This window comes from Pseudoalteromonas sp. J010, from assembly GCF_003934235.1.
In the GTDB taxonomy this organism is placed as follows: domain Bacteria; phylum Pseudomonadota; class Gammaproteobacteria; order Enterobacterales; family Alteromonadaceae; genus Pseudoalteromonas; species Pseudoalteromonas peptidolytica.
Genome location: NZ_RDBW01000036.1, coordinates 1 through 26,748, shown reverse-complemented (window position 1 = coordinate 26,748; position 26,748 = coordinate 1). Strand labels below are relative to the sequence as shown.

At 43.7% G+C, this 26,748-nt stretch carries 26 protein-coding genes; 12 read left to right on the top strand and 14 right to left on the bottom strand.

Features of this window, described 5'->3' with window-relative positions; translation table 11 throughout:
• Positions 1 to 312 precede the first annotated feature (312 nt).
• Positions 313 to 2,736, bottom strand: coding sequence for a zinc-dependent metalloprotease (locus EAG18_RS18160; RefSeq protein WP_125253780.1), 2,424 nt, complete (start codon positions 2,734 to 2,736; stop codon positions 313 to 315).
• Between the two features lie 317 nt (positions 2,737 to 3,053).
• On the opposite strand from EAG18_RS18160, the gene EAG18_RS18155 reads away from it, so the two are divergent.
• Positions 3,054 to 4,022 carry a class 1 fructose-bisphosphatase gene (locus tag EAG18_RS18155; protein ID WP_125253779.1) on the top strand — a complete coding sequence of 323 codons (969 nt, stop codon included), beginning with the start codon at positions 3,054 to 3,056 and terminating at the stop codon, positions 4,020 to 4,022.
• 275 nt (positions 4,023 to 4,297) lie between these two features.
• Here the strand turns inward: EAG18_RS18155 and EAG18_RS18150 are convergent, their stop codons facing one another.
• The 7 genes from EAG18_RS18150 to EAG18_RS18120 form a co-directional block, all read right to left on the bottom strand.
• The gene (locus tag EAG18_RS18150; protein WP_125253778.1) at positions 4,298 to 5,152 is read right to left on the bottom strand and encodes a sulfurtransferase; all 855 of its coding nucleotides are present in this window, start codon (positions 5,150 to 5,152) and stop codon (positions 4,298 to 4,300) included.
• 2 nt (positions 5,153 to 5,154) lie between these two features.
• Positions 5,155 to 5,556, bottom strand: a complete 402-nt coding sequence (locus EAG18_RS18145; RefSeq protein ID WP_125253777.1) for an adenylyltransferase/cytidyltransferase family protein — start codon at positions 5,554 to 5,556, stop codon at positions 5,155 to 5,157.
• Between the two features lie 263 nt (positions 5,557 to 5,819).
• On the bottom strand, positions 5,820 to 6,239 hold the full coding sequence (locus EAG18_RS18140; protein ID WP_125253776.1) for a group 1 truncated hemoglobin: 420 nt from the start codon (positions 6,237 to 6,239) through the stop codon (positions 5,820 to 5,822).
• On the bottom strand, positions 6,240 to 7,067 hold the full coding sequence (locus EAG18_RS18135) for a DUF3034 family protein (RefSeq protein ID WP_125253775.1): 828 nt from the start codon (positions 7,065 to 7,067) through the stop codon (positions 6,240 to 6,242).
• A complete protein-coding gene (locus EAG18_RS18130) occupies positions 7,054 to 9,390 on the bottom strand; it encodes an EAL domain-containing protein (protein WP_125253774.1) in 2,337 nt (778 codons plus the stop codon). The genes EAG18_RS18135 and EAG18_RS18130 overlap by 14 nt, the downstream gene beginning before the upstream one ends.
• Complete coding sequence (locus tag EAG18_RS18125) at positions 9,387 to 10,016, bottom strand: methylamine utilization protein (protein ID WP_125253773.1); 630 nt, start codon at positions 10,014 to 10,016, stop codon at positions 9,387 to 9,389. The genes EAG18_RS18130 and EAG18_RS18125 overlap by 4 nt, the downstream gene beginning before the upstream one ends.
• Before the next feature lie 123 nt (positions 10,017 to 10,139).
• Positions 10,140 to 11,240, bottom strand: a complete 1,101-nt coding sequence (locus EAG18_RS18120) for a phosphoribosylaminoimidazolesuccinocarboxamide synthase (protein ID WP_125253772.1) — start codon at positions 11,238 to 11,240, stop codon at positions 10,140 to 10,142.
• A 188-nt stretch (positions 11,241 to 11,428) separates the two neighbouring features.
• On the opposite strand from EAG18_RS18120, the gene EAG18_RS18115 reads away from it, so the two are divergent.
• From EAG18_RS18115 to EAG18_RS18105, 3 genes are read left to right on the top strand one after another with little or no spacing between them, the layout of a single operon-like run.
• A complete protein-coding gene (locus EAG18_RS18115; RefSeq protein WP_125253771.1) occupies positions 11,429 to 12,124 on the top strand; it encodes an ABC transporter ATP-binding protein in 696 nt (231 codons plus the stop codon).
• On the top strand, positions 12,114 to 13,469 hold the full coding sequence (locus tag EAG18_RS18110; protein ID WP_125253770.1) for an ABC transporter permease: 1,356 nt from the start codon (positions 12,114 to 12,116) through the stop codon (positions 13,467 to 13,469). Before EAG18_RS18115 ends, EAG18_RS18110 begins: the two co-directional genes overlap by 11 nt.
• Before the next feature lie 10 nt (positions 13,470 to 13,479).
• Positions 13,480 to 13,986, top strand: a complete 507-nt coding sequence (locus tag EAG18_RS18105; protein ID WP_125253769.1) for a DUF3299 domain-containing protein — start codon at positions 13,480 to 13,482, stop codon at positions 13,984 to 13,986.
• 85 nt (positions 13,987 to 14,071) lie between these two features.
• On the opposite strand, the gene EAG18_RS18100 is transcribed toward EAG18_RS18105, so the two are convergent.
• The gene (locus tag EAG18_RS18100; protein ID WP_125253768.1) at positions 14,072 to 14,305 is read right to left on the bottom strand and encodes a hypothetical protein; all 234 of its coding nucleotides are present in this window, start codon (positions 14,303 to 14,305) and stop codon (positions 14,072 to 14,074) included.
• 240 nt (positions 14,306 to 14,545) lie between these two features.
• Between EAG18_RS18100 and EAG18_RS18095 the strand changes: the two genes are divergently transcribed.
• From EAG18_RS18095 to EAG18_RS18080, 5 genes are all read left to right on the top strand, one after another.
• The gene (locus EAG18_RS18095) at positions 14,546 to 14,842 is read left to right on the top strand and encodes a helix-turn-helix transcriptional regulator (protein WP_241651613.1); all 297 of its coding nucleotides are present in this window, start codon (positions 14,546 to 14,548) and stop codon (positions 14,840 to 14,842) included.
• Between the two features lie 46 nt (positions 14,843 to 14,888).
• Entirely contained in the window at positions 14,889 to 15,143 is a 255-nt protein-coding gene (locus EAG18_RS18090) for a hypothetical protein (protein WP_125253766.1), read from the top strand.
• Positions 15,144 to 15,498: 355 nt separating this feature from the next.
• Entirely contained in the window at positions 15,499 to 15,624 is a 126-nt protein-coding gene (locus tag EAG18_RS22450) for a hypothetical protein (RefSeq protein WP_275557336.1), read from the top strand.
• 404 nt (positions 15,625 to 16,028) lie between these two features.
• The gene (locus tag EAG18_RS22445; protein ID WP_275557335.1) at positions 16,029 to 16,337 is read left to right on the top strand and encodes a hypothetical protein; all 309 of its coding nucleotides are present in this window, start codon (positions 16,029 to 16,031) and stop codon (positions 16,335 to 16,337) included.
• 44 nt (positions 16,338 to 16,381) lie between these two features.
• Positions 16,382 to 16,606, top strand: a complete 225-nt coding sequence (locus tag EAG18_RS18080) for a hypothetical protein (protein ID WP_125253764.1) — start codon at positions 16,382 to 16,384, stop codon at positions 16,604 to 16,606.
• Between the two features lie 155 nt (positions 16,607 to 16,761).
• Here EAG18_RS18080 and EAG18_RS18075 read toward each other — a convergent pair whose 3' ends face one another.
• The 5 genes from EAG18_RS18075 to asnA form a co-directional block, all read right to left on the bottom strand.
• Complete coding sequence (locus EAG18_RS18075; RefSeq protein WP_125253763.1) at positions 16,762 to 17,154, bottom strand: RidA family protein; 393 nt, start codon at positions 17,152 to 17,154, stop codon at positions 16,762 to 16,764.
• A 10-nt stretch (positions 17,155 to 17,164) separates the two neighbouring features.
• Positions 17,165 to 19,267: a bifunctional GTP diphosphokinase/guanosine-3',5'-bis pyrophosphate 3'-pyrophosphohydrolase gene (gene spoT, locus EAG18_RS18070; RefSeq protein ID WP_125253762.1), complete on the bottom strand. Its 2,103-nt coding sequence runs from the start codon at positions 19,265 to 19,267 to the stop codon at positions 17,165 to 17,167.
• A gap of 214 nt (positions 19,268 to 19,481) precedes the next feature.
• Positions 19,482 to 19,757, bottom strand: coding sequence for a DNA-directed RNA polymerase subunit omega (rpoZ, locus tag EAG18_RS18065; RefSeq protein WP_125253761.1), 276 nt, complete (start codon positions 19,755 to 19,757; stop codon positions 19,482 to 19,484).
• 333 nt (positions 19,758 to 20,090) lie between these two features.
• The gene (gene gmk, locus EAG18_RS18060) at positions 20,091 to 20,714 is read right to left on the bottom strand and encodes a guanylate kinase (protein ID WP_125253760.1); all 624 of its coding nucleotides are present in this window, start codon (positions 20,712 to 20,714) and stop codon (positions 20,091 to 20,093) included.
• 1,193 nt (positions 20,715 to 21,907) lie between these two features.
• A complete protein-coding gene (asnA, locus tag EAG18_RS18055; protein WP_010374293.1) occupies positions 21,908 to 22,903 on the bottom strand; it encodes an aspartate--ammonia ligase in 996 nt (331 codons plus the stop codon).
• A 161-nt stretch (positions 22,904 to 23,064) separates the two neighbouring features.
• Between asnA and asnC the strand changes: the two genes are divergently transcribed.
• Genes asnC through recG form a run of 3 tightly spaced genes read left to right on the top strand, consistent with a single transcriptional unit; the run spans position 23,065 to position 26,389 of the window.
• Positions 23,065 to 23,523: a transcriptional regulator AsnC gene (asnC, locus tag EAG18_RS18050; RefSeq protein WP_125253759.1), complete on the top strand. Its 459-nt coding sequence runs from the start codon at positions 23,065 to 23,067 to the stop codon at positions 23,521 to 23,523.
• Positions 23,524 to 23,574: 51 nt separating this feature from the next.
• On the top strand, positions 23,575 to 24,273 hold the full coding sequence (gene trmH, locus EAG18_RS18045; RefSeq protein ID WP_125253758.1) for a tRNA (guanosine(18)-2'-O)-methyltransferase TrmH: 699 nt from the start codon (positions 23,575 to 23,577) through the stop codon (positions 24,271 to 24,273).
• A gap of 28 nt (positions 24,274 to 24,301) precedes the next feature.
• A complete protein-coding gene (gene recG / locus EAG18_RS18040) occupies positions 24,302 to 26,389 on the top strand; it encodes an ATP-dependent DNA helicase RecG (RefSeq protein WP_125253757.1) in 2,088 nt (695 codons plus the stop codon).
• The last annotated feature ends 359 nt before the right edge of the window (positions 26,390 to 26,748 follow it).

The following is a 26,748-nucleotide window of genomic DNA, read 5'->3' as shown; positions in this document are numbered from 1 at the left end:
AAATAATCCAATATCTCAGAATACAGCCAATGTTATCACTTAACGAAATAATAAAACTGGCCTAATTATGTCTGCTAAATTGAGTTTGTACCCATACAAGCTTAAATAGCAGTCATTTGAAATTACCAAAAAAGGTACTATTGTCAATAAATAATTTCTTTTTTGTTGATAATTCAGCTTTCAATAACACTAAAAAGTGCACAGTTCTATATTCAAGCAGTAAGGCTTGAACTCAAACAAACAACGACTAAAGAGCATGTTATTAATCCAAGTTCAAGCAAAGTGAAAACCACCTATGGCTAAGGTTGTATGTTAGATTGGTGAGCCTGGTGGCATATCAAGTGTTTTAAAGTGCCCGCTCCATTCACCTGAACGTAGATACTGGTTTATTTGCTCAGCCAGCATATGCCTAAACGCCTTATCAAATGATACGTCGTTAAACACCGATGAGTGGCTAAACGCGTTCGCTATTTTTGCTAAATAAAACTTTAGTTGCGCTTGCACTTCAGGAGCGACCTTATCACTTTGACTCAGTGTCACCAGTTTCACCGCGCTTAGATATTGCACCCTTTGCTTTAGTTTTTGTCTCATACCTGCACTCTCTGATTGCTCAAATACGCGTGTATACATTGAATCTAGTAGCGCCTGTGTGCCAAAAGATTCAGGGTCGCGCGCATGTTGTTGTGCGAGGCGGTTTAAACGTTGAGGATGTAACAATAAATCTAGACTATGCTGTGCAGCAACCTCTGGAAGCGCCATGGCATCTAGGGTTAGCCCTGTACGACCTTTGATACTCTCGCGAGTTTTATATTCTCCATAAGCTTTGGGTGGGATCAAAGCTAAAATCGACTCCGCGATAGCCAAGGTATCAGGTGAAAGCGTGTCCAATAGTGCGTTTGTTGCACTTTGTTGCCGTGCCTTGTCAACGACTTGCGCTCCTTTTATTACCTCTTCACCACGTACTTCATAGTCATAGTCCACCCCTGCGATAAGTTTAACCGCAGCTTCAACTTGATAGCGATGGAATAAATAAAGCGGCACGAGTCTTTCTTCTAACTGTGACAGCGCAACTCCTTTTTTAATGCTGTTAATTCCAAAAGTATCCAAGGCTTGTTGACGTACCTCTAGTACTCGCCGTAGCTCAGCAGCAGGATCTGCGCCATTATCCCAAAGGTGAGCTGTGGGGTGTGCACCGCCTTGAGCCCTGGCATCTGAGTCCGAAATAAACTCCAGCTCCAGCGCTTTATTTTCAGCTAGGATGGCAGCAAGTTCAGTTGCCTCATCGACACCGCGAAAATCACTGTAACCATATTTAATAACCTGCGTGTCCCATGCGCCCATTCCTTTGGCATAGCCTTGGGTCACATCTAACTTGCCATTTTCAAAACTTACCAGTGGATGAGGGTAATCCATCACAGATGCTCGGTCTTTTACCGATGCAGAGAAATTGTGCGCAATCCCCAAAGTGTGGCCTATTTCGTGAGCACTGAGTTGACGGATACGCTCCAGTGCCATCGCATGTAACCGCTCGGTGATCTCATTTCCTTCAACAAATGGCGCAGAAAGAGCCTCTGCAATAAGGATATCTTGGCGCACACGCAACGAGCCTAGCGTAACATGCCCTTTTAAAATTTCACCGGTACGTGGGTCGATCACCGATGCGCCGTATGACCAACCTCGCGTCGCACGATGCACCCACTGGATCACGTTGTAGCGAATATCCATGGGATCAGCATGCTCAGGTAAGATTTTGACCTGAAAAGCATTTTTATAGCCCGCAGCTTCAAATGCTTGATCCCACCACTTTGCACCATCAAGTAATGCGGTTCTCACCGGCTCAGGTACGCCTGGGTCTAGGTAATATACGATTGGTTTTACCGCTTCTGATACTGGCGCAGTTGAATCTTTTTTCTCTAAACGATGGCGCGGAATGTAGCGCACTAGCATCGACTCTCCAAGTGGTGCAGAGTAATCTTTATGCTCAATACTCCAGTAACCCGATTGCGGATGAAATGCCCGCGGCCGATAATTGTCATCGGGAAGCTCAATCAAAGAGTGGTGTTGATGTACGGTGAGCGCATGAGGATCTGCACTGACTTGACGAACATATTCTCCAGGCTTATTACCTGTAAAAGTCAGCACAGCCTCCAGTTCCGTATTTTTTATAAATGCCTTTGAGCGTGGCATAAATACTGCGCTGCGGCTGCTGTCTAGAGTAAAAGTGCCTTGGTTTCGCCTAGTAAGCGTACGAGAAACTCCATGCACATCACTAAGTAAATAAGGGGTATAGTCTATCAGTACACTGTCGTTATCCTCAGCGACGACTTTAAACCCATGCAGTATGCTTGAGGCAAAGGCCTCTTTAACACTTTGTTTTTCCGCTTCATTATTGGCACTAGCACGATAATACGTATTTATCGCACGAAGCATGACTTTATCACCAAAGCGTTCAAACTGAACAAGGTGGGTGCCACCTAACTGACCTCTATCTAAACCAATATCATTAGAACCAATGCCGTAAGGTAAGCTATGCTGTAGTAAGAAGGGTGCATTAAACTTGTCGATGTCTAAATATAACTTGCCGCTTGAAGCGTCACTGTAAAAGGCGTAAAAACCGGGGTGATGATTAAAACTGGCAGTAAATTCATCTATAGGCTTAATTGCTGCGTGTGCATGAGTTATCATACACAACAACAAAGCCGACACAGTGTGAGTGAAGTACTTTATTTTGCTCATGGCTGCTCTTTGTTATTTATGGTTTTGAGGCTTAACCCCAGTTGTATCTGAAATCGTATACAATTTACAGCCTTTCAAGACGAATTACAGCGCAGTTTATACCAATTGTCTTAATTAAGTGGTCTATTTTGAGGCGAGAAAATCTTGTCGATAACCAGGAAAAAATTTTGCTATTTAGTTGTTCTAAATAAGAAATTTTTAACGCTGTTAGCGTCAGATTTACTCCTTCAATTTGAGCAGGTATTAAGTCAAATTGGTATTATAGCACCTCTCACATTATTTATTGCTATAAACACAAAGTAATCAGGACTTAAAAAATGCGTAGACTCCCTCCGGTGTTAGTAGAAGATGGTTGTTCTCGTGAGTTGGTATCTCTTATCCGTACCATTCTCGCGGCATGTAAAGAAATATCGTTCCGAGTTGGTCAAGGTGCACTCTCAGGCGTACTTGGCTCTACCCTTGATGAAAATATCCAAGGTGAAACTCAAAAGAAACTCGATGTATTGTCAAATCAACTCTTAAAAGATATTTTGCTTGAGTCTGGATATGTAAAAGCCATTGCTTCTGAAGAGGAAGACTTCACGGTGGCAGGTGATCCTAACGCTAAGTATATTGTTGCCTTTGACCCGCTCGATGGCTCTTCAAATACTGACATTAATTCACTAGTTGGTACAATTTTCTCAATTATGGAAGCGCCAGAGGGTTCTGATCCAAGCGATCCTGCAATTTTCATGCAGCCTGGCCATAAACAAGTCGCAGCGGGTTACGTATTGTACGGCCCATCGACTATGCTAGCGCTTTCCACAGGTAAAGGTACACGCCTATTCACGCTAGATAAGACCCACGGAAGCTTCTTGTTAACGCAAGATTTCGCTGAGATACCAGAGGACACAAAAGAGTTTGCCATTAACGCTTCCAATCAACGCCATTGGACACCTCCTATGCAAAACTACATCGAGGATTTGCTTGCAGGAGAAACCGGACCTCGCGGTAAAAACTTCAATATGCGCTGGATAGCAGCAATGGTAGGAGATGTTCACCGTGTATTATGTCGTGGTGGCCTATTCACCTACCCAGAAGATCGTAAAGATCCTAACAAACCGTTTAAACTTCGCTTGCTTTACGAAGCAAACCCTATGGCGATGCTTATCGAGCAAGCTGGTGGTATTGCACATACTGGCCGTGAGCGTATTTTGGATATTCAACCTGAAGAAATACACCAGCGCGTTGGTGTTATTTTAGGATCGAAGAACGAAGTTGAAGCTTGCCTTGCTTATCACAAGTAATTGAGAACGAAAAAGGGGCCATGTAGTGGTGCCCTTTTTCAACCAACGACCCCACCCTACATGAGGTGACATTTTTCCAGCTCAAAAGTGTAACATCCCTCTCATCAGACGTGATATCCAGTTTAGGTTAATACCAATTAGCTTAATTAAGGGGTCTATTTTGAGGCGGGAAGATCTTGTTGATAACTAGGCAAAAATTTTGCTATTTAGTTGTTCTAAATGAGAAATTTTTAACGCTGTTAGCGTCAGATTTACTCCTTCAAATTGAGCAAGTATTAAGTCAAATTGGTATGACTGGTACTTTCGCCTGTTTCAACTGGGACATCGGGATCAGCGCCCCATTCACTCCACGAGCCGTCATATACCGTCAACTGTTGGTAACCTAGCTCGTCAGCCACCAGCGCTAAAATACAAGCTGTAACACCTGAACCACAAGAGAATATCAGAGGCTTAGTCTTATTTTTTGATAAGTCGCCATATAACACTTCAAGCTCAGTGAGTGGTTTAAAGCAGCCATCGGCGTTTAATAAACGCGTGTATGGTAGGTTTTTACTTTTAGGCACATGACCACCGCGCATATCTGCACGGGGCTCCGGCTCATCTCCAGAAAATCGCTTCGCGCCTCTGGCGTCAATCATTAGGCTTTGTTGTGATGGTATATTGGCAATCACAGCATCTTTATCAATAAATGCACTATCATCGAAGTTTGCGACAAAGTCTCCAGCTATCGCTGGCATCAGGTAGGACTGGCAGGTTGGATACTGCTTTTCACACCAAGCAGGAAGTCCGCCATCTAGTACAAAAACTTGCTCATGTCCCATTTTTTTGAGCATATACCATGCTCTTGCCGCACTAAACATGCCTTTATCATCGTACACCACCAGCACATCATCATGGTTAATGCCAAGCTGGCGCATTTCTGCCTGAAACTGAGCGGCACTACAGCACATATTCGGCGTTTTAGCTTGTTCGGCACACAGTGCACCACTAATATCAAACCGTAGCGCACCTTGGATCTTTGCGGGTGGTTGGTATGGCCCCTGCTGACCGGGTTTAACGATGCCCGCATCAAGTACCTTTACGCGCGCTAAATTAGCAAAAAGCCAAGTTACATCCACCGCATGCTTCATGATTAGTTGTCCCTAGGCTGACGTACCACTTCAATAATCTCGGTTGTTGATATAGAAGGGGTACGCTCTAGATACACTACATCACAAATATCCTTATAAATATCAAACCTCCCCTTCCAGTCATCGCCCATTACCAGTACATCAGCATCAAAGTCTCGTAGATACTGCGCTTTTAACTCCAAAGACTCCTCAACAAACACTTCATCAACAAACCGTAAAGAGCTGATTATTTTTAAGCGTTCAGCAATAGAGTAAACTGGGTTTCTACCTTTTTTAGAGAAATTCAACTCATCTGATGAAATCCCGACAATAAGGTAATCACCAAGCGCACGTGCACGTTCTAGAATGTTTACATGGCCAACGTGGAAAATATCAAAGGTGCCGAATGTGATGACTTTTTTCAAACTAACTCTCTTCTACAAGTTATACCAATTATCTTAGTTAAGTGAATTGGTATTATGCGTATCAAACATCATACCGATAAATGAGTATAGGCTATGACTACACTTTGGATTAATACCATTAAGAGTACAGAAATCCCCTAAAAAATTCAGCTTTTTTGCTCAATAACATGAGGTTTGAATCAAGAACGAGGTGATATATTGTTATTAAGCCACGCCTGAGTTTAACTTTGTCTAATCAACGTGCTACTGAGTCATAACTGGCTTCAGAGGTAAATAATATCACCACGCAGCGGTGTCAAGCGTGCCAAAATTTGATTTTGCACCCTTTGTGGTATGCCAACTTCATTCATAGCATTGATTAACAAGTCAACCACACGATTAAAGTCCGCTTCGCTAATACGCATGCCAGTATGGATCTGCACCATATTGTCACCTTCATAACGACAGGGGCCATCTAAGGTATCGCAAAGGTGATTAATAAAGCCTTGCCGGAAATGTCTCACGTTAGTGTCTGTGAAATATGGCAAAATCAGCTCATCATTGCCAATCTGCTGAATAAAGGCGTCGACTAGCTTCTCAGTACCAGCGCTGCCCCCTATTTGCTCATATAATGAAGACGATGAAGTCGAAGTACTACATGCTGTTAATAGTATCACTAGCACTATTAATGCTGGCCACTGCATTTAAAAATATCCCGTAAATGATAGATACCACCCAGTTTGAGCTGGTTGTCCTGCAATCTTACCAAGATCTAGCCAAGCCGCAGTTACATTAACAGACTTATTGGGAAACCAAGCAACGAACAAGTCTTTCCAATCTGACTCTCCAAGGCCAAGGTTATTTGACTTCTGACGATATTCTGCGCCGATCGCCCAATGCCTTGATAAAAATATAGCGCTGCTGGCTTCAAGCTGCCATGGGGAGCTGTTACTTACCCCGCCATAACCTAAAATACCGAGTTGGTTCGCCCGGGAGTGCCTCAAAGTGACATTCCAAAACCAGTTATAACCTGCAATAGCGCCCAAGTGCAGTTTACTTGCGGCGATATAATAATCCGTCCCCACATCATCTTTAGCACCGAGCAAGTCTGCAACCAAAGCATCATCTAAAGATTTGTGCGCAGCACCAATACTCAATTGCGGGTATTTACTATAAATAATGTCGCCATATAAGCGTACCTTCGCACCTACAATATCTTGTTCAATATCTAGGTTGAGGGCGTCAACATCGAAATTTTGCCGAGCAAAACTCAACTCTACTCGGTTGAATAAATTGGCTTGTACTCCACAGACATCGAGCTGATAATCTTTCAAACTAGCTCGACTGCAAAAACCACTAACTGACCACTCATCTTGCGAAGCATAACCAGCAAGTTGTGCCCAAGGCACAATACCACCACCTGCACTCCCCTCAATTTGTGACACCCCAGGAGTAGCAAGCAGCTTACCCACTGCGCCATAGGCTGGTGTCCCAAATAACAAGGTGATAATGGCAAGCTCACCCCACCTCATGATACCTTCCTAACCATAAGTCAAAGTCGTCAGCTTTAAGCGGTTTACTTAAATAATAGCCCTGTGCGTAGTCGCACTGCATATCTGCTAATAGCTCGAGTGATGCTTTGTCTTCTACTCCCTCTGCCACCACACTAAAACCAAGTTGATGCCCAAGCGTAATGGTTGAGTTTACAATAAATTGGTCCTTTTCAGACTGTGCCAATTTTAAAATGAATACCTTATCGAGTTTCAATTCATCTATTGGCAACATTTTAAGTCGCCCAAGCGACGTTTGGCCAACACCGTAATCATCAAGTGAAACCTGTACACCTAAACGCTTAAGCGCTTGCAAAACCGAAATGCCTTTTTCTTCGTTTTCTATCATGTCACGCTCTGTAAGCTCAATAGTGATAAGCTCAGGCTGCACCTTATGACGCTGTAGCAATGATTGTAAATGTGGTAGAAAATCTTTATCGATAATGTCTTGAGCCGATACATTGATGGCTGCTTTTATATGCTCTCCTTGTCTGCTCCAATTAGAGACCTGCGCTATTACGGTATTGAGTACCCACTGAGTCAAATCTACAATTAGCCCCGACTGCTCGGCCAAATCAATAAACAGTTCAGGAGATACCCATTCACCATTGTTGCGCTGCCACCGGATCAGTGCTTCAACTTTATCAATGCGATTGCTTTTCATATTGAGTTTTGGCTGATATGTCATAAACAATTGACCATCATCACTGTTGATTGCTTGTCTCAACTCGTCAATGATTTGCAACCGTTCTAGGTGAGCTTCATCCTCACCTGACTGATAATAGTAAACTTCATGACCATCATGTGCTGCTGTATCTACCGCAATCAAGGCACGACGCACTACATCTTCTGGGGTATGTGCTTGTTTGGGATAATGCACTACGCCAATACTAAAGCGAAGAGAAATATCCAGTCCTTGTACCATATAGGGCTGACTCAAGTCTTGATTTAACCGCTGTGCACACTGCACAATACCTAATACAGCTTGCTGTGGGTCTTCACACGCTTGCGCTTGATGGGCAACTAAAAACTCATCGCCTCCTAAACGCACATTCAACCCTGTGTCAGAAGCGTTTATCTCTGCAATGCGCTGCGCTACGGCTTTGATACAATCGTCTCCAACACGAGGCCCTAACTTGTCATTAATATGACGTAGCCCTTTTATGTCTATGGCGATAAAATAATATTCAGTACCACCTGCAAGTACTTTATGTAACTTATCCAATGCGGCATTGCGATTATAAAAGCCGGTTAGGTAGTCATGACTTGCTTGGAATCGAATTTGCTCTTCGCGCTCTTGAATATCTTCACCCATCTCATTAAAGGCATCGACCAACTGGCATATCTCTTGTGTTGGGCGAGATTCTTCTAATTTGGCTGAGTAGTCGCCTTTAGCAAATCGCTTAGCAAGCTCAGTTAGCTTACTAAGTGGTGTAGTGAGATTTTTTGCAACAATGCCGCTGGTAATAAAACCGAGTAAAATAGTAGCTGTGGAAAGCAATATAATGGTAAACACCATTTTATCGAACTCTTGATATTGCGTCGTTAAGTCTGCACTTAACACTAAACTAATGGGATTACTATCCAATGATGGTAAATTCACTTCGGCGCTTTTATAAACCGCATACTCGCCAAGCCATCGAGTTGTCTTTTGCGACTCAAGAAAAGCAAAGAGATCACTTCCGAGGGACAAACCAGCAACAGAGCTGGCTTTGAGCTTATCAGTCGCACCAACAAAACTACTCTCCATACCTGTGAGTTCTTTTAATTCCTCAGCAACAGATTTACCAACTTCAAACCCTATTACTGAATATGCGATCGTTCTTGGCGCACGAACAGGTAAAATGATGACTTGATAAAGCTGCTCACTCAACACTACGAAAGCGGAATGATCTTGATGATTTTTCAGTACTTGCATCCAAGTGCGAATATCGCTTGGTACCTCTATACCTTGAGCATTTGCAGAGATAAGATCACCATTAACATCAAGCAAAAGCATCAGATCAGCGTCTATTCTGCGGGAGTGATTGAGTAATACGCTACTTATTGTTTGTGCATCTCGTGTTGCGACAGCCTGCTTAAAACCAAAGTCAGCTGTCAGTACCGTCGCAGCAGTAACCAGCAGGCGCTCTCTTGCTTTTAAGTACTGTTGATACACATTTTGTGCGACTTGGATTTTTCGTTGTACTTGAGCTTCATTAAATTTACTTGTAGACCACCAAAAACTTGCCAAGCTTATTCCTGCGGTTAACAAAATAAGCGCAATACATAGACTGATTATTTTATGTTTAAAACTATTGTTCATTCATGCTGCCCGAAGCGCGCCCCAAACGTATTGCGTGGCGCTGGAGTGGTTATTTCAATTGTTATCGATATCTGACTATCTTTGCTTTCGATCTGAACAGTTTGTTTTTTATCGATGTCTTTAGTTTGATAAGGATGCCATACCATCACGGTATCAATATTGTCAGGTAAATTAACCAAGCCTTGTGCATCCGTTATCAATACCGGCTGTTCAGCGACATAAATATAGCCCACCATTGAATCATGGATATTACAACCTAACACTACTATTCCTGCTTTTTCAAACATAAGTGGTTGATTTGGCGTACCAGAGTAAAGTTTTAGTTCAAATGGCTTGGTTTGTGAAAATGAATAAACGTGATGACGAATATCATCGCTATTTGGGAAGTTAACCTCTTGCCCTGGCTGAATTGCTAACACAAAGGGCACAAAGGCCTTATCGAGCTGATCCATAATAGCGATGTTGTTTGCGATTGGTTGTGCTGCTGACGATTGCAATTCAACAACGGCATGCTGAAGCGACATACCGTTTTCATCAACAATCCGCAACTGCGTAGCCGCCACGACGCGACTAGTCAAAGCGCATAGCAGCAACAGCCAAAATTGAGGCAAAAGAAAGGCAAGCATCAGCAGCTCTATTAATCGTAATAATTAGGTTAAGTAAAAGAGACCTTGCCTCGAAAAGCAAGCAAATAAGAAAATCTGCCTTAATAAACTTGTTATTAAGGCAAACAAATTGGTGTGTGAAAGTTATTTGATAAGACCGTAATGCTTATCAAGAATATCAATGACTTCTTGACGTGGATCTGTTGGAATGACTAACTCACGGCCAACAATTTTACTGGCAATACCCACGTAAGTTTCGCTCACAGACATCATCACGGCTTCTGGCAATAAATAATCACGGGCAAGTGCTTCACGCTCTGGCATACGATCTTTATTTAGTAATACATCGCTGTCAGGCACATTGTTTATCAGGAGTTGGCGGAACCCTTCTTTTGAGTTTTCAACTATCTTACCATCACGGTAAGCAGGTCCATCCCAAATGCGAGATGAGTCAGGCGTACCAACTTCGTCGATATAAATTAAGCGCGCTTGGCCGTCTTTGTCTTCAACATAGCCAAACTCGAACTTGGTATCGACAAAGATCTGATCAAGCTTTTCCAGCTCGTTGCTGATCAGAGTAAAGCCTTCAGTGAGCAACTGTTCGTACTTATCCACATCAGCGGCTGATTTGAAGTTAAATGCACTAAGGTTATCTTCAATGTTTTGACGAGAAATATTCACGTCATCCACTTCCGGTACATCAGCGACTCCTTTGATGATCCCTTTCGTTGACGGTGTAATCAAAACATCATCCAGCTTCTGATTGGCTTCTAAGCCTTCAGGTAGCTGCAAGCCACAAAACGACCGAACTCCTTTGGCATAGTCACGCCACATGCTGCCAGTAATATATCGGCGCGCTATCGCCTCAACTCTTACTGTACTGGCTTTACGTACAATCCAAACATAAGGATGTGGAATATCGACAATATGGTTACCCGCAAGGCCCGCTTCATTAAATAAGGAGAACCAGTGTGCCGCAACACTATTGAGCGCAATCCCTTTACCTGGGACACCATTAAGGCCATTTTCGCCTTGCCAGATACAATCAAATGCTGAAATACGATCTGAGATCACCATGATTGCCAACTCTGTGCCAGCCGGAACATCATAGCCTTTTTCTTCAATTAAACGCGCACTGTCGGCGTCGGTTAACCAATAAACTGAACGTACTTTACCGCTGTGAACCGCACCTTTAGTGCGAATTGGAAGATCGTCATTGACGTCTAAAACTTTGTAGCTACTCATTGTTACTCCGATGACAGGATGTGCCTTGCTAAAGGGCACAAAATAATGAGGGGGTTAGGGGCGCTATAATAGTCGAGCTGAACAAAAATCACAATTTAACTTGCATCCTTGTTGTTGGGCTTAACGGGGTTTTGCTTTGCAGGCGACTGTTATACCATCACACAATTGTTTGCCAGTACAGAGACATTATGCTCACTATTACACACTTACAGTTTACTTGGCCTACAGCGAGCAAGCCGGTATTAAATATACCTATGCTTAATATCGCCCGAGGAGAACACGTGTTTTTACATGGCCCAAGTGGCAGTGGTAAATCCACGTTACTTGGCTTGATTGCAGGTACTTTAGATTGCCAACAAGGCATGATTGAGATAGCAGGCACCAAAGCCAGCACACTTAGCCGTAGTCAACGTGATAAGTTCAGAGCTGACCATATTGGCACTATTTTTCAAAGCTTCAATTTATTGCCTTACTTATCTCCTATTGAAAACGTCACCCTTGGCTGTGAGTTTTCCAAAAAGCGTAAGCAAAGTATCACATCGCAAAACAAAACCCTTGAACAAGAAGCCAAACTTTTACTCACTGAGCTTGGGATTGACGAACATACTCAACAGCGCAGTGTCGCAGAGCTGAGTATTGGCCAGCAACAGCGAGTAGCCGCAGCTCGCGCCTTTATTGGTAGACCCGAAATAATTATTGCTGATGAGCCAACCTCGGCACTCGATGCTGACAGCCGTGATGGCTTTATCAAATTGCTCTTTAATCAAGCTGCCGTTTACAGCGCATCTATTCTCTTTGTTAGCCACGATAAGAGTTTAGCTCCCTTATTTAATAGGCAGCTCAGTCTGAGTGAATTAAATCAAGGAGCTCAGTATGCTAATTAAGCTTGCATGGAAAAGTACACTAAATAGGAAGGCCAGTGTCACCCTCACTCTGGTCACCATTGCCATTAGTGTGATGTTACTGCTTGCAGTAGAGCGTGTACGCCAAGACGCAAAGTCTAGCTTTGCAAACACAATTTCTGGTACCGACTTAATTGTAGGTGCACGTACTGGTGACATTCAATTGCTCCTTTCAAGCGTATTTAGAATTGGCCATGCCAACAATGCCGTACAATGGCAAAGCTACGAATATATAAAGGCGCAACGTGGCGTCGCTTGGAGCATTCCGATAAGCTTAGGTGACAGCCACAAAGGCTTTGCTGTACTAGGCACAGATGACAATTACTTCAAACATTACCAATACGGTAAAAAACAGCACCTTACCTTTAAAGCTGGCCGCGCATTTCATAACCCTCAAGAAGTGGTGCTTGGGGCAACAGTTGCTAAGCAACTAGGATATAAGCTGGGACAAAAAATTGTTATTTCTCATGGGATGGGCAACACCAGTTTCCATCACCACGATGACAACCCGCTGGTTATTTCTGGTATTTTGGCTGCAACTGGCACACCGGTAGATAAAACGCTACATGTACCACTCAGTGCAATAGAAAAGATGCACAGCACAGGTCACAGCAAAGCAACGCGCCAGATTTCACGACCACAGCACACCGCAAACCACGACGCTGAGCATGAGCATGAGCATGAGCATGAGCATGAGCATGAGCATGGCAGTACAAACAGTAGCGCCTTACTTCACAACCTTAATTCAACACCGGGTGATTTAATTGGTTCAACCAAACAAATTACGGCATTTTTACTGGGCTTTGAGTCACCTCTTTATACCTTACAAGTGCGCAGAAATATTAATTTATATAAAGGTGAACCTCTACTCGCTATCATGCCAGGGGTAACATTAAGAGAATTATGGGCAATGCTGGATATTGTCGAGAAAATTTTGCTACTTATCACGCTCGCAGTTGTATTGATAAGCTTACTTGGTATGTTGACCTCCCTATTGGCCACCTTAAACCAAAGGCGTCGGGAGTTGGCTATTCTGCGCTCCGTTGGGGCGCGACCTTGGCATATTTTTACCCTGCTTGTCAGCGAGGCAATTTTAATTACTGTGTTAGGTTGTATTTTTGGCGTTGCACTTTTCTACGCCCTGCTCATTGCTGCACAATCGGCTCTGCAAAGCCAATTTGGAGTAGTGCTCAGTTTCAGCCCACTCTCAGCCTAWGAACTCACGTTACTTAGCGTTATTATAGGCGCAGGTACACTGATTGGCGCTATTCCCGCCGCCCGCGCTTACTTTTACTCGCTTGCCGATGGCATGCAAATTAAAACCTAAGAGGAAAAAAATGCAGTTAAACGCACGTACTCACGTTTTTTATTTTATTGCATGTATCACAGCGATGATACTCAGTGGTGCCGCAAAGGCAGCTCCACCGAAAGAACTGTTTTGGGAAGACTTAATTCCAAAAGGGCATGTACAAATTAGTAATCAAGATGCGGCAAGCCATGAAGGCGCTGAACAAAACTGGATCCAGCCCGATTTAGACGCCCCTGTCGTTAAAGAGTTGGACGGTCAACTAGTAAGCTTACCAGGCTTTGTGGTACCACTTGAAGGTGACAGCGAAGTGATCACCGAGTTTTTACTCGTACCTTACTTTGGCGCTTGTATTCATGTGCCACCGCCACCGCCCAATCAAATTGTGCATGTCAAAATTAAAAACGGTGTTCCCATCGAAARCTTGTATGATGCAATCACAGTCAGTGGCGTTATTAAAGTTTCAACATGGAAAGGCGACATCGCGCAAACCGGCTATATGATGGAAGCCAAAGGCGTCGCACCATTTGAGTTGTAGCAAAGCTATAAACAATAAAAAAGAGTGCCAACCCATACTCTAGCTTGATTGGCACTCTTACCACTGCAAACGGTGCTTTATCGCGCTATTCCGTACTCGGTGCACTGGCATATACCAGTTCAACTAGATTGTTCATTGAGCGTGATTTCTGCATATACGCTTTTTCCATGTGTGCCAATTCTTGTAATTCAAATAACGTACTTTCCACCAGTGAAAACCACTTCGCGGTGGTGTCTGATGTTTTCGGGTCATTGTGGCTTGCTTTTTTCAGTGCCACATAAAGAATATTCAGGTCGTTATATTGACGTAGATAGTCCATATCATCCTCTGTTGTTACACTATTATTAACGTCATAAAACAGTATCAAAGGCCTTGCAAAAAAATCTTGTCGAATCAATTTTTATATTAACTAAATGAAAACCAATAGATCTGCTCACAAATTAATTTCCTCTTGCAGAAACATTTTTATTGATTACAATTTACAGTTAACAAAGATTACACATAAAAATAACTTGGGTGGCATTGAGCATACTCCCCCATACAAGAAAGGACTATATTGGTGGGCAATCCCTATTTTAAATATAACGGTGACGACCTCAGAAGAATGCGTCTTGCTGCCCAAAAAACCACGCAGCAAATGGCAGATCTTGTAGGTATTAGCCGCCAAACCTACGAAAACTATGAAAATGGTGTGAGTCGAATACCATGGGATCACTTTCAAGTTTGGTGTAGGTATTGTGATATTGACCTTTCTCCCATAATCAAACAGTTTCAAGCTTTAAGGAACTTAATTAGTGACTCTCAGCTAAGACGTAAAAGCCCGACTTCTCCTACTGCAAAGAAAGTGGAAGAGTAAGTCCCCTAATTTGTAGATGAAACTGTTACTAAAAGGAAAAACACTGATGATAACAAGCAAAAGAAATATGAAAAAAACAGGGATAACAAATAAAGCAATATTCTCTAATAATAACAAGTATTTGCACCGCAGAGAAGTAAAACGAGTGAAAGGTGAGAGTCATGACAAAGCATTAAAATGCTACAGACTAGAGCTTAACACTCAGCAAGTGCAAACCCCGCAAATGCTTAACCTTCACCAGTTACGCACTATCGCTGGAGGAAGTGGTGGTCTTCTAAAGAAAGACCCTAAAATCAGATAATTACAGTTGCTTTCAATGATTGATTTTACAGGTAGGGTATTAACAGTTTAGCAACCGCAAAAGCCTATGAAGGATATGGATATTACTTCTGCCAAATTTGTGGGTAATAGTGGTCGCACAGGAAAAATTGGCGATGATCCAAAAATAGAAACAGAAATTGTAAAATCCAACTCAAGAAGTTACGACGTATGAAATTAAGTCTTACTTTAGGCCGTTTGGTATTTTACTTATAAAAATAAATCCGAAACCAAGTAGGTAGACCACATTTGGCTTTACAAGTTGTTCTCAATAGGGGCTTTCCAGAGTAAAGTATTAACAACTTTAACCACTGCAAAGCCTATAAAAGGATATAGATATGATGTCACCTAAGAAACCTAAAAAGATCGTTTTTAGAAACTTAAATATCTTTGAGATTCAACGTGTAAAGGGAGGTAGCCATGGTGGCTCACTTGAAGACCCAAGATCAAAAGGAAATGGCTAAAGCCGAAAAAGAGTAAAGGTTATATGAAAACAACTTGGTATTTTTATCTAATTGTAATTGCGTTTGCTATCTTACTTTCAATAGCGCATATCAAGACTGATATGGCTTACCACCTCCATACATTAGCAGTGGTTCTCAGCATCGCTTATTTTTCACGAAATATGCTTAACATTCTACACATAAGTATATTACTAATAAGTGTAACTGTCATTGAGCTGGCTTTATACACCTTAATAGTTACACTTTCACCTCAATATAACCTTCCTTATTACTTTACGAACGGTGTCATATTTACACTGCACTTATTTGTTGATATCTCCTTATTTTTAATATTTAAGAATAGGGTTAGGCTATCCATTCTATTCGTAGGTAAGTATCAGCCAAAAATGCGAGAGTATGTTTATATGACTCATGCAGACATTCTTTTAGTTGGTATTTTCTTGTTATTCATAGTGGTTGATGGGCTAGCTTTCTTAGAAAACTTAATTCGTAATATGGATTACATATTCGGGGTTTCAGAAGAAGTAGCGAAACCATTTTGGAATTGGAATTGGGTACATAGAAGCTATTTATACATTAAAAGCTTTTTGCTGGCTTGCATGTTAACTGTCATCCTAGCAACCGTTTACGTTGAACGTTTTCGTCCTGCACCAATTAATGAAAGTGAAGAAGACTTAACGCCTAAAAAATCCGAGCCGCAGCATAAGTCATAGTCCTCTATGCTGCTTTTATCTTAACTCAATTGAAGGAATAAACGATGGATTTAAAACTGAACAAGAAGCAACTAAAGTCATTATCAGGGACTCCGCGAATACTGGATTATTATAACACTCGCGAGATTGGCGGCGGTTGTTCTTATCACTGTAGCCGTAACTTAAACTGTGATACCGATGCTGCAACACTAGAGTGCCCGTCAAAGGCGCTAGCCTGTGTTCCAGAGCCAAATACGTTACATTGCGATTGTCCAACCAATATGTGCTAATACCAATTTGACTTAATACTCTGTATTAAATAGGGGTCGCATCCAGTAGGTACAGCCCACTCTGTCGCGCTGTGTAATGTATCCTCGCTGCACAAATAATTTGCCCCCGTCTAGTACGGGGGCAAACGAGTATACAGCTTACAGAAGCACTACGCTTAGTTCGTTGATGGCAACTCCATAATGCCGTCAATTTCTACCTGTGCACCTTTTGGTAATTCTTTTACACCAATGGCTGCACGTGCTGGATATGGCTTTCTGAAATATTGCGCCATAATCTCATTGACTGTTGCAAAATTACTTAAGTCTGTCAGGAAGATATTCACCTTAACCATATCTTGAAGCTCACCACCGGCCTCTTCACACACTGCGGTTAAATTTTTAAATACTTGGTGTGTTTGCTCTGCAAAATCGTCAGAAATAAATTCCATCGTTTCAGGGACTAATGGGATCTGACCCGATAAATAAACAGCAGTGCCCACTTTAACTGCTTGGTTGTATGTGCCAATTGCTGCTGGCGCTTTATCTGTTGAAATAATCGCTTTGTTCATGGATGTTCCTTTATTTTTTACGATACACGCGTTGCACATCTGGCATTACTCGAATTCGACGCATGATATCTGCAACATGAACTCGGTTTTTCACGGTAATACCTAAATCAATCACGTATAAATTACTTTCTTTCTCATCTGTTGCGATCTCAACAATGTTTGCTTGTGTTGTTGCGACCACATTGGTTAACTTAGCTAACGCACCTTGGTGATTGATTATCTCAACGCGAAGCGCGGCGATATACTCTTTCTCTGGGTTGTCCTCCCATTTCACCACGAAGTACTTTGAGCGCTCGTTTTGCCAACCCTTAATATTTTTACATTCTTGACGGTGCACCATTAGCCCTTTACCTTGGCTTACGTAGGCTGTAATGGCATCTCCTGGCACAGGGCGACAACATTTAGCATAAGTCACCAACATACCTTCAGTACCGATTATCGCGGCTTTCGCGCGTTTTGCAATATCTTCTACAGCATTATCATCTTGCAATAAGCGCTTTGCTATCAATACACTCATGATATTACCGCAGCCAATTTCAACCAATAATTCTAGTAAGGTGTTGAGCTTGTGTTCTTCCAGTACATTATCAATTTGTTCTTGTGGAATATCATCCAGCTTGTATTCACCAAGGGCTGAATCAAGCAAGCGACGACCTAATAAAATAGCTTCTTCTTCTTGCTGACTCTTAAGGTAGTTACGGATCCCAAGGCGTGCCTTACCCGTTACCACAAAATTAAGCCATGTTGCATTTGGATGTGCGCCTGAACTGGTTATCACTTCTACTGTTTGCCCGGTGTCCAGCGCTTTGCTTAGTGGGTACGGCTTGCGGTTTACACGCGCACCAACACAGGTATTACCGACATCAGTATGCACGGCATAAGCAAAGTCTACCGCCGTTGCCCCCATAGGCAGCTCCACAATGCGGCCATCTGGTGTAAAGACGTAAATTTCTTCAGGGAATAATTCGGTTTTAACGTTTTCAACAAACTCAAAAGAGGAACCGGCACTTTGCTGTAATTCCAGCAAGCTTTGCATCCACTGACGCGCGCGCTGCTGCGCAGTGTGGCCAGCGTTATCACCAGATTTTTTATACATCCAATGCGCTGCAACCCCTTTGTCTGCCATGTGATCCATATCATGTGTACGAATTTGGATTTCAACTGGAATACCATGAGGGCCAACTAATGATGTATGCAGTGATTGATAACCGTTGGTTTTTGGTACGGCAATATAATCCTTAAAGCGCGTTTCAATTGGTTTATATAGATTATGTGCAACACCTAGCACACGGTAGCAAGTATCAAGGTTATCAACGTTGATCCTAAACGCATAAATATCCATCACCTCGTTAAACATCAGCTCTTTATTCAGCATTTTGCGGTAAATACTATATAAGTGCTTTTCACGACCTTTAACTGAGCCTTGGATCCCAGCTTCTTCTAACCTAGATTCGATTTCAGTTTGAATATTACTGATCACTTCTTTACGATTGCCACGTGCTTTTGCGACCTCTGATCGTAGCGCACGATAACGCATTGGATATAACGCCTGAAACCCTAAGTCTTCTAACTCGTTTTTAATATCATGAATACCTAGGCGGTTTGCAATTGGGGCGTAAATCTCCAACGTTTCACGAGCAATTCGACGGCGCTTATCAGGACGCAGTGCCCCAAGCGTTCGCATATTGTGTGTTCTATCGGCAAGCTTAATCAAGATGACTCGAATATCTTGGGTCATCGCCATGATCATTTTGCGGTAGTTTTCGGCTTGGAACTCTTTTTTATCTTTGAAACTCAGTTTGTCGAGCTTTGACACCCCTTCCACCAGCTCAGCGACAGTATCGCCAAATATTTCGGCTAAGTCGTCTTGGCTAAAGTCTGTATCTTCAATAACATCGTGCATCAGCGCGGCCATGAGTGTTTCATGGTCAAGCTTCATACTCGCTAAGATCTGGGTGACTTCCACCGGGTGGGTAATATAAGGCTCACCACTGGAGCGCGTCTGTCCCTCGTGTGCCTCACGAGCCACAACATAGGCTTTTTGCACCAACTCAACGTCTTCTGGTGACAAATATTCTGAAATTTTCTTTTTGAGGCCTTCAAACAGATACATTCACACTCCAATGTTTCAGAGAATATACTCGGCGAGTATAAAGCGGGTTACAAGCTAATTACTTAAGAATATACGATGAAAAACCAGCAATGCCAATGAACAATTTATGCGACTTGTTAGGAAGTTAAGGACATGACACGGATGTATTTTGCTGGTTCTCAAAACAATAATGCCAGCAAAAGCTGGCATTATTGAAATTTAGACAGTGGTTGGATTAGCGGTTGCCACCAACGATTGCAGCAACAGCTGCAAGCTCTGCAGCTTCTTGGCTCTGCTGCTCTTCACGGTCAATAATATCTAGTGAGTCTGTGGTTACAAAACCTTGCTCAATTTCACGTAGCGCGATTACGGTTGGCTTGTCGTTTTCAGCATCAACCATAGGATCTTTACCGCCTACAGAAATTTGGCGAGCGCGACGCGCTGCTACTAAAATCAAGTCAAAGCGGTTACCAATTTTATCTACTGCATCTTCTACAGTTACGCGAGCCATCGAAGCACTCCAAATTCAGTTCATTATGCAAAAGGCTAGTTTACTGTATGTCTAGCCTTTCGCCAAGTATTGATGGTTAAAAAACCTGATCTGTGGATAATTAATGTCTTGCTAGCAGCCAGTTTTAGCGCTAACTGCGTTGAATTCACTTCCAATAGCCCGCTATTGGTACGTAAATTCGCCTTGCCTACAGGATGTAGGTACCTTAGCGAGAGCAGGACGCGGGAGCGGTGTTCCCCCTAAAACTCTCTGGCTAAACAAGGATATAAATTAGGCCGATTTTAAATACAATAAGTTAGCCATTCCTTATCCAAACCTCAGGTTCAAAAGTAATTATTTTAGCAAGTCAGCGATCAGCGCTTGATGACGTACAGCTTGTGCTTTTTGTTCTAACCGTGCTGAAATCACAATATGCTCAAGCTCACTGCGTGTTTGCTCAAAGTCATCGTTGACCAAAATATAGTCAAACTCATTGTAATGTGAACTTTCTGATTTCGCTTCTGCCATACGACCTGCAATGACTTCTTGCGAGTCTTGGCCTCGGCTATTTAAGCGACTTTCTAATTCAGCGGTTGACGGAGGGAGAATAAAGATTGTTTTTACTTCCGGCATTAATTCACGCACTTGGCGCGCACCTTGCCAATCGATATCCAAAAATACATCGACACCCGCAGCAAGTTGCTCTTCGATCGCTTGCTTCGAAGTACCATAGAAATTTTCAAATACTTGTGCCCACTCGAAAAAGTCGCCTTTGTCGATCAACTGCTTAAACTCATCTACAGAAACAAAGTGATAATGAACACCATTTTCTTCGCCCGGACGAGGCGCGCGCGTAGTATGAGACACCGAGACTTTAATGTCGTTGTGCTTTTCTAATAGCGCTTTAATTAAACTTGATTTACCCGCACCAGAAGGTGCAGAAAGGATAAACAGATTACCGCGTGTAGGTGATGTCATAGTCGTTCTCAACAATAAATACCGGCCGAGTAATGTTGCTTTACTCAAGTCTGCCGCAGTGCTAAAAGCGGACATTATACCGAGTAACGTATAAGAATACACTAACGAAAAATCACCTTAAATGACCCCAACCAAGGTGTGTATCTACAAGAGCAAAACTTTCGTGTAGGAGCGAGTTTACCTCGCGATCTCTTAACTGCTCACCGCGTAAAGCGACTCCTACTAAGGTGCTTACTTACAGGAGCGAAACTCTCGTGTAGGAGCGAGTTTACCTCGCGATCTCTTAACTGCTCGTCGCGTAAAGCAGCTCCTACTATGGTGCTTACCTACAGGAGCAAAACTTTCGTGTAGGAGCGAGTTTACCTCGCGATCTTTTCACTGCTCGCCACATAAAGTGGCTCCTACCATAGTGTTCGCCTATGGGAGCAAGTTACCCGTGTAGGAGCGAGTTTACCTCGCGATCTCTTAACTGCTCGTCGCGTAAAGTGGCTCCTACCAAGGTGCTTACCTACAGGAGCAAAACTTTCGTGTAGGAGTGAGTTTACCTTGCGATCTCTTAACTGCTCGCCGCGAAAGCAGCTCCTACTAAGGTGTATATCCAAAGAAGTAAAACTCTCGTGTAGGAGCGAGTTTACCTCACGTTCTCTTAACAGCTCGCCGCGTAAAGCGGCTCCTACCAAGGTGCTTACCTACAGGAGCAAAACTCTCGTATAGAAGCGAGTTTACCGCGCGATCTCTTAACTGCTCGCCGCGTAAAGCAGCTCCTACTAAGGTGCTTACCTACAGGAGCAAAACTCTCGTGTAGGAGCGAGTTTACCTCGCGATCTCTTAACTGCTCGCCGCGTAAAGCAGCTCCTACCAAGGTGCTTACCTACAGGAGCAAAATTCTCGTGTGGGAGAGAGATTACCGCGCGATCTCTTAACTGCTCGCCGCGTAAAGCAGCTCCTACTAAGGTGCTTACCTACAGGAGCAAAACTCTCGTGTAGGAGCGAGTTTACCTCGCGATCCCTTAACAGCTCGCCGCGTAAAGCAGCTCCTACCAAGGTGTATATCTACAGGAGCAAAACTCTCATGTAGGAGCGAGTTTACCTCGCGTTCTCTTAACTGCTCACCGCGTAAAGCGACTCCTACTAAGGTGCTTACTTACAGGAGTAAAACCCTCATGTAGGAGGGAGTTTACCTCGCGATCTTTTTACAACAAATCAGCCACGCTACTGCGCACTTCTTCAGGCCATACCCCTACTTGTACCTGACCAATGTGCTGCTTTTGTAACAGCAACATCACTAAACGCGACTGGCCAATCCCACCGCCTATAGTTTGTGGTAATTCCCCTGCAACCAGCTGTTGGTGCCAATCTAAACTCAAGCGCGCTTCGTCATCGGTTAATTTCAGCTGTCTTGCAAGCGAATCAGGACAAACACGAATACCCATTGATGAGATTTCAAAAGCGTCTTCTAATACCGGGTTCCATACCAAGATATCGCCATTCAGCCCTTGGTATTTGTCGCATGTTGGCGTTGACCAATCGTCATAATCCGGCGCACGAACATCGTGAATTTTACCATCACCAAGCTCGCCACCAATACCAATTAAAAATACCGCGCCATATTCTTGAGCAATCGCTTTTTCACGTTGCTTGGCTGTGAAATCTGGATACATAGTGCGTAATTCTTCGCTGTGCACAAACGTAATTTTCTCAGGGAGGAATGCCGCAATGCCAAACTCATCCTCAACCACTTTTTCCGTTGCTTTAATTGAGCGATAAAGGGTTTCAACTGTTTCTTTTAGTTTTGCCAGCGAGCGCTCACTGTTTTCGCAAATCACTTTTTCCCAATCCCATTGGTCAACATAAACAGAATGGATTGGCGATAGCTTGTCTTCGTCTGGGCGTAGCGCTTTCATGTGCGTATAGAGGCCTTCGCCTTTAGCAAAACCATAATCGCCTAATGTTTTACGTTTCCACTTAGCAAGTGAATGTACTACCTCAAACTGCGCGTCCGGTAGCGTTTTCACTTTTACCTGTACCGCCTGCTCGTGGCCACTTAGGTTGTCTTGAATACCATCGCCCAAACGCGCCAAAATTGGGGCTTGTACTTCAACTAAGCCCAATTGCTCGGTTAGCTGTGCTGAAAATACTTGCTTTACTCGTGCTATCTGTTTTTGTGTCTCTTGATACTTGCTCAACATGGTTAGGTCCTCATTCCCGAATTTGTCGTTTTGTTAAGTCTATATTTAAAGAAACCAACAAAAACATCAATAACCCACAACAAAAACACCTTTACATAATTATTTTCATCAAAAATATGCTATAAATTTTAAATAAACGATAATTGCCAATGGATATTTACATGGAAAATTATGAGATCGACAATCTAGATAAATCCATCCTTCACGCATTAAAGGAAAATGCGCGGACACCCTACGCGGAATTAGCAAAGAGATTTGCCGTTAGCGCCGGTACCATCCATGTTCGGGTCGAAAAAATGAAGCAAGCGGGGATCATTGAAGGGACTCAAGTTAGCATTAATGCTAAACGGCTTGGTTATGATGTCTGCTGTTTTATCGGAATAAACCTAAAACATGCCGGGGACTATCCGGGGGCCATTGCACGTCTTAAAGAATTCGAAGAGGTTGTTGAAGCCTATTACACCACAGGTAACTACAGTATTTTTATCAAAGTGATGGCGCGCTCCATCGACCACCTACAAGATGTACTTATCAATAAAGTGCAAACTATTGAGTCTATCCAGTCAACCGAAACGCTGATCTCACTGCAAAACCCGATTCAGCGCACCGTTATGCCTTAGCCCCTTTTTTGTTATAATCGCGGGAATTTGTTGATTTAGAGTAGTAAGTAGATGGCTGAGAATAGATACCATCGTGTCAAAAGCGTATTAGATAGACGCCAAACCGACCTCACTGTGTGTTTAGATGAAGTTCATAAGCACCACAACCTGTCAGCGATTGTGCGTACCGCAGATGCGGTTGGTTGTCACCATGTACATGCGGTATGGCCACAAGATCAAAGACGGTTAACTAATAATACCTCTGGTGGCAGCAAAAATTGGGTAGAAACCCATATGCATGAGCATATCGACCAGGCTGTTGCGACGATCCGTGAACAAAACCCGGGTGTACAATTATTAGCAACCAACCTTAGTGATAGCGCCGTTGATTTTCGTGAAATTGATTACACCAAACCCACCGCCATTATTGTCGGTCAAGAGCGTCTTGGGATCTCAGACCGCGCACTTGAGCATGCAGATCAGCATATCGTGATCCCAATGCAAGGTATGGTGCAATCCCTGAATGTATCCGTTGCCGCAGCACTTATTTTATACGAGGCGCAGCGCCAAAGAGATGTAGCTGGACTGTACAAACGTACAGATATGATGGATCCTGTGGTAAAACATAAGTTACTATTTGAAGGATGTCATCCAATTATTGCCACTCGCTGTAGAGAAAAAGGGTTACCTTACCCTGCGCTTGATGAGCACGGTGAAATTGTTGCTGACGACACCTTTTGGGACATTCTTAAGTTTAAGCAGAAAAAATAGATAACGCGGATCGCGCTAGAGGAATAGCATGTCGACACCAAATTTGGCCACTTACCCCGTCACTGAGCTAAAAGGCGTAGGCCCAAAAGCAGCCGAACGCTTGGCCAAACTAGGCATTCAGTCGGTGCAAGACATGCTATTTCACCTTCCACTACGCTACGAAGACCGTGCGCGCACCTATCCTATCTGCGAGTTACAAGCGCATAGTCATGTCAGCATTGAAGCCGAGATTGAACGCAGCGAAATCACGCAAGGCAAACGCCGCATGCTGGTATGTTATGTTAATGATGGAACGGGGCGGATCGCGCTGCGTTTTTTCAATTTTAACGCGGCGCAAAAAAACGCCATGCAAGCAGGCAAAATAATCCGCTGTTTTGGTGAGGTTCGCCGTGGCCGCCATGGTTTTGAAATGGCTCACCCAGAATACAGCATCAAAGAAACCCGCTCTGCACCTTGCGACCCAAGCCTTGCGACACTCACACCTGTTTATCCGACGACCGAAGGGCTGAAGCAATTGAGCATTCGGGCGATTGCCGATCAAGCCGTTGAGTTATTGCGCAAATATGATGTACCAGACTATTTACCAGCTCAGTATCGGCCATCGCAGCAAAGCTTAAAAGAGGCGCTGCTATTACTGCACCGCCCGCCACAGGAAGTCGATTTAACCCAATTAGAACTCGGGCAACACCCCGCTCAAGCACGCTTAGCATTTGAAGAGTTATTAGCACAAAACCTCAGTTTGCTTAAGCTTAGGCAAAAAGGTCAAGCGGTGAAAGCAGTTGCACTACCGCCTACCAATCCACTTGAAGCACAGTTTTTATCGGCCTTACCATTTGCCCCGACCAATGCCCAAAGTCGAGTAGTAGCTGAGATCAAAAGCGACTTACAACATCCCTACCCCATGATGCGATTGGTGCAAGGGGATGTCGGATCAGGAAAAACCCTTGTGGCAGCACTCAGCGCGTTAACAGCCATCGCACAGGGTTACCAAGTAGCACTGATGGCACCCACTGAGATCCTCTCCGAGCAACACGGCATCAACTTCCTTAATTGGTTTGAACCTATTGGCATTGAAACCGTATGGCTGGGTGGTAAAACCAAAGGCAAAGAACGCACTCATGCGCTGGAGCGAATTGCTTCAGGGCAAGCACAGATGGTGGTCGGCACCCATGCGTTATTCCAAGAGCAAGTACAGTTTTCTAACCTTGCGCTTATCATCATCGACGAACAACATCGCTTTGGCGTGCACCAGCGCTTAGCGCTGAGAGAAAAGGGAAAGTTTGGCGATTGCTATCCACATCAGTTGGTGATGACTGCCACCCCAATCCCGAGAACCTTGGCAATGACGGCCTATGCCGACCTTGAAACCTCAGTTATCGATGAGCTACCACCGGGCAGAACACCAATCACGACCGTCGCCGTGCCAGATACCAGACGCAATGAAGTGATCAAAAAAGTGCAAAAAGCCTGCGTTGACGACAAACGTCAAGTGTACTGGGTATGTACGCTGATAGATGAGTCGGAGGCGCTTCAATGCCAAGCCGCAGAAGACACCGCCAAAGCACTTGCCGAAGCCTTGCCAGAGCTTAATATCGCGTTGGTGCATGGCCGCATGAAAGCCCAAGAAAAGCAGACCATTATGGACGAATTTAAACAGGGTCATACTCATGTGCTGGTTGCCACTACCGTAATTGAAGTAGGTGTGGATGTACCCAACGCTAGCCTTATTATCATTGAAAACCCTGAACGCTTGGGTCTGGCACAACTGCATCAGTTGCGCGGCCGTGTTGGTCGCGGACAAATCGCATCACATTGTTTACTGCTTTACCATGCGCCACTGTCGGTCACTGCGCAAAAGCGTTTAGGGGTGCTTAGAGAAAGTAACGACGGATTTGTCATCGCTGAGCGCGACCTTGAGATCCGCGGTCCGGGTGAAGTGCTAGGCACAAAACAAACTGGATTGGCAGAGCTAAAAATTGCCGATCTTAGCCGTGATAAACATTTATTACCGCAAGTTAGAAGCCTGGCTTTTACCGTGCTTAAAAACCACAGCGATATTGTTGATCCTGTTATCTGGCGCTGGATGGGCGATAAGAGTGAGCTGGCCATGGCGTAAGCTTTAAGCTTTAGATGGTATAAAGATCGCGAGGTAAACTCGCTCCTACACGAGAGTTTTGCTCCTGTAGGTGAGCACTTTGGTAGGAGACGCTTTACGCGGCGAGCAGTTAAAAGCGTGCGAGATAAACTCGCTCCTACACGGGTAATTTGCTCCCATAGGCGAACACTATGGTAGGAGCCACTTTATGTGGCGAGCAGTTGAGAGATCGCGAGGTAAACTCGCTCCTACACGGGTAATTTGCTCCCATAGGTGAACACTTTGGTAGGAGCCACTTTATGTGGCGAGCAGTGAAAAGATCGCGAGGTAAACTCGCTCCTACACGGGTAATTTGCTCCCATAGGCGAACACTATGGTAG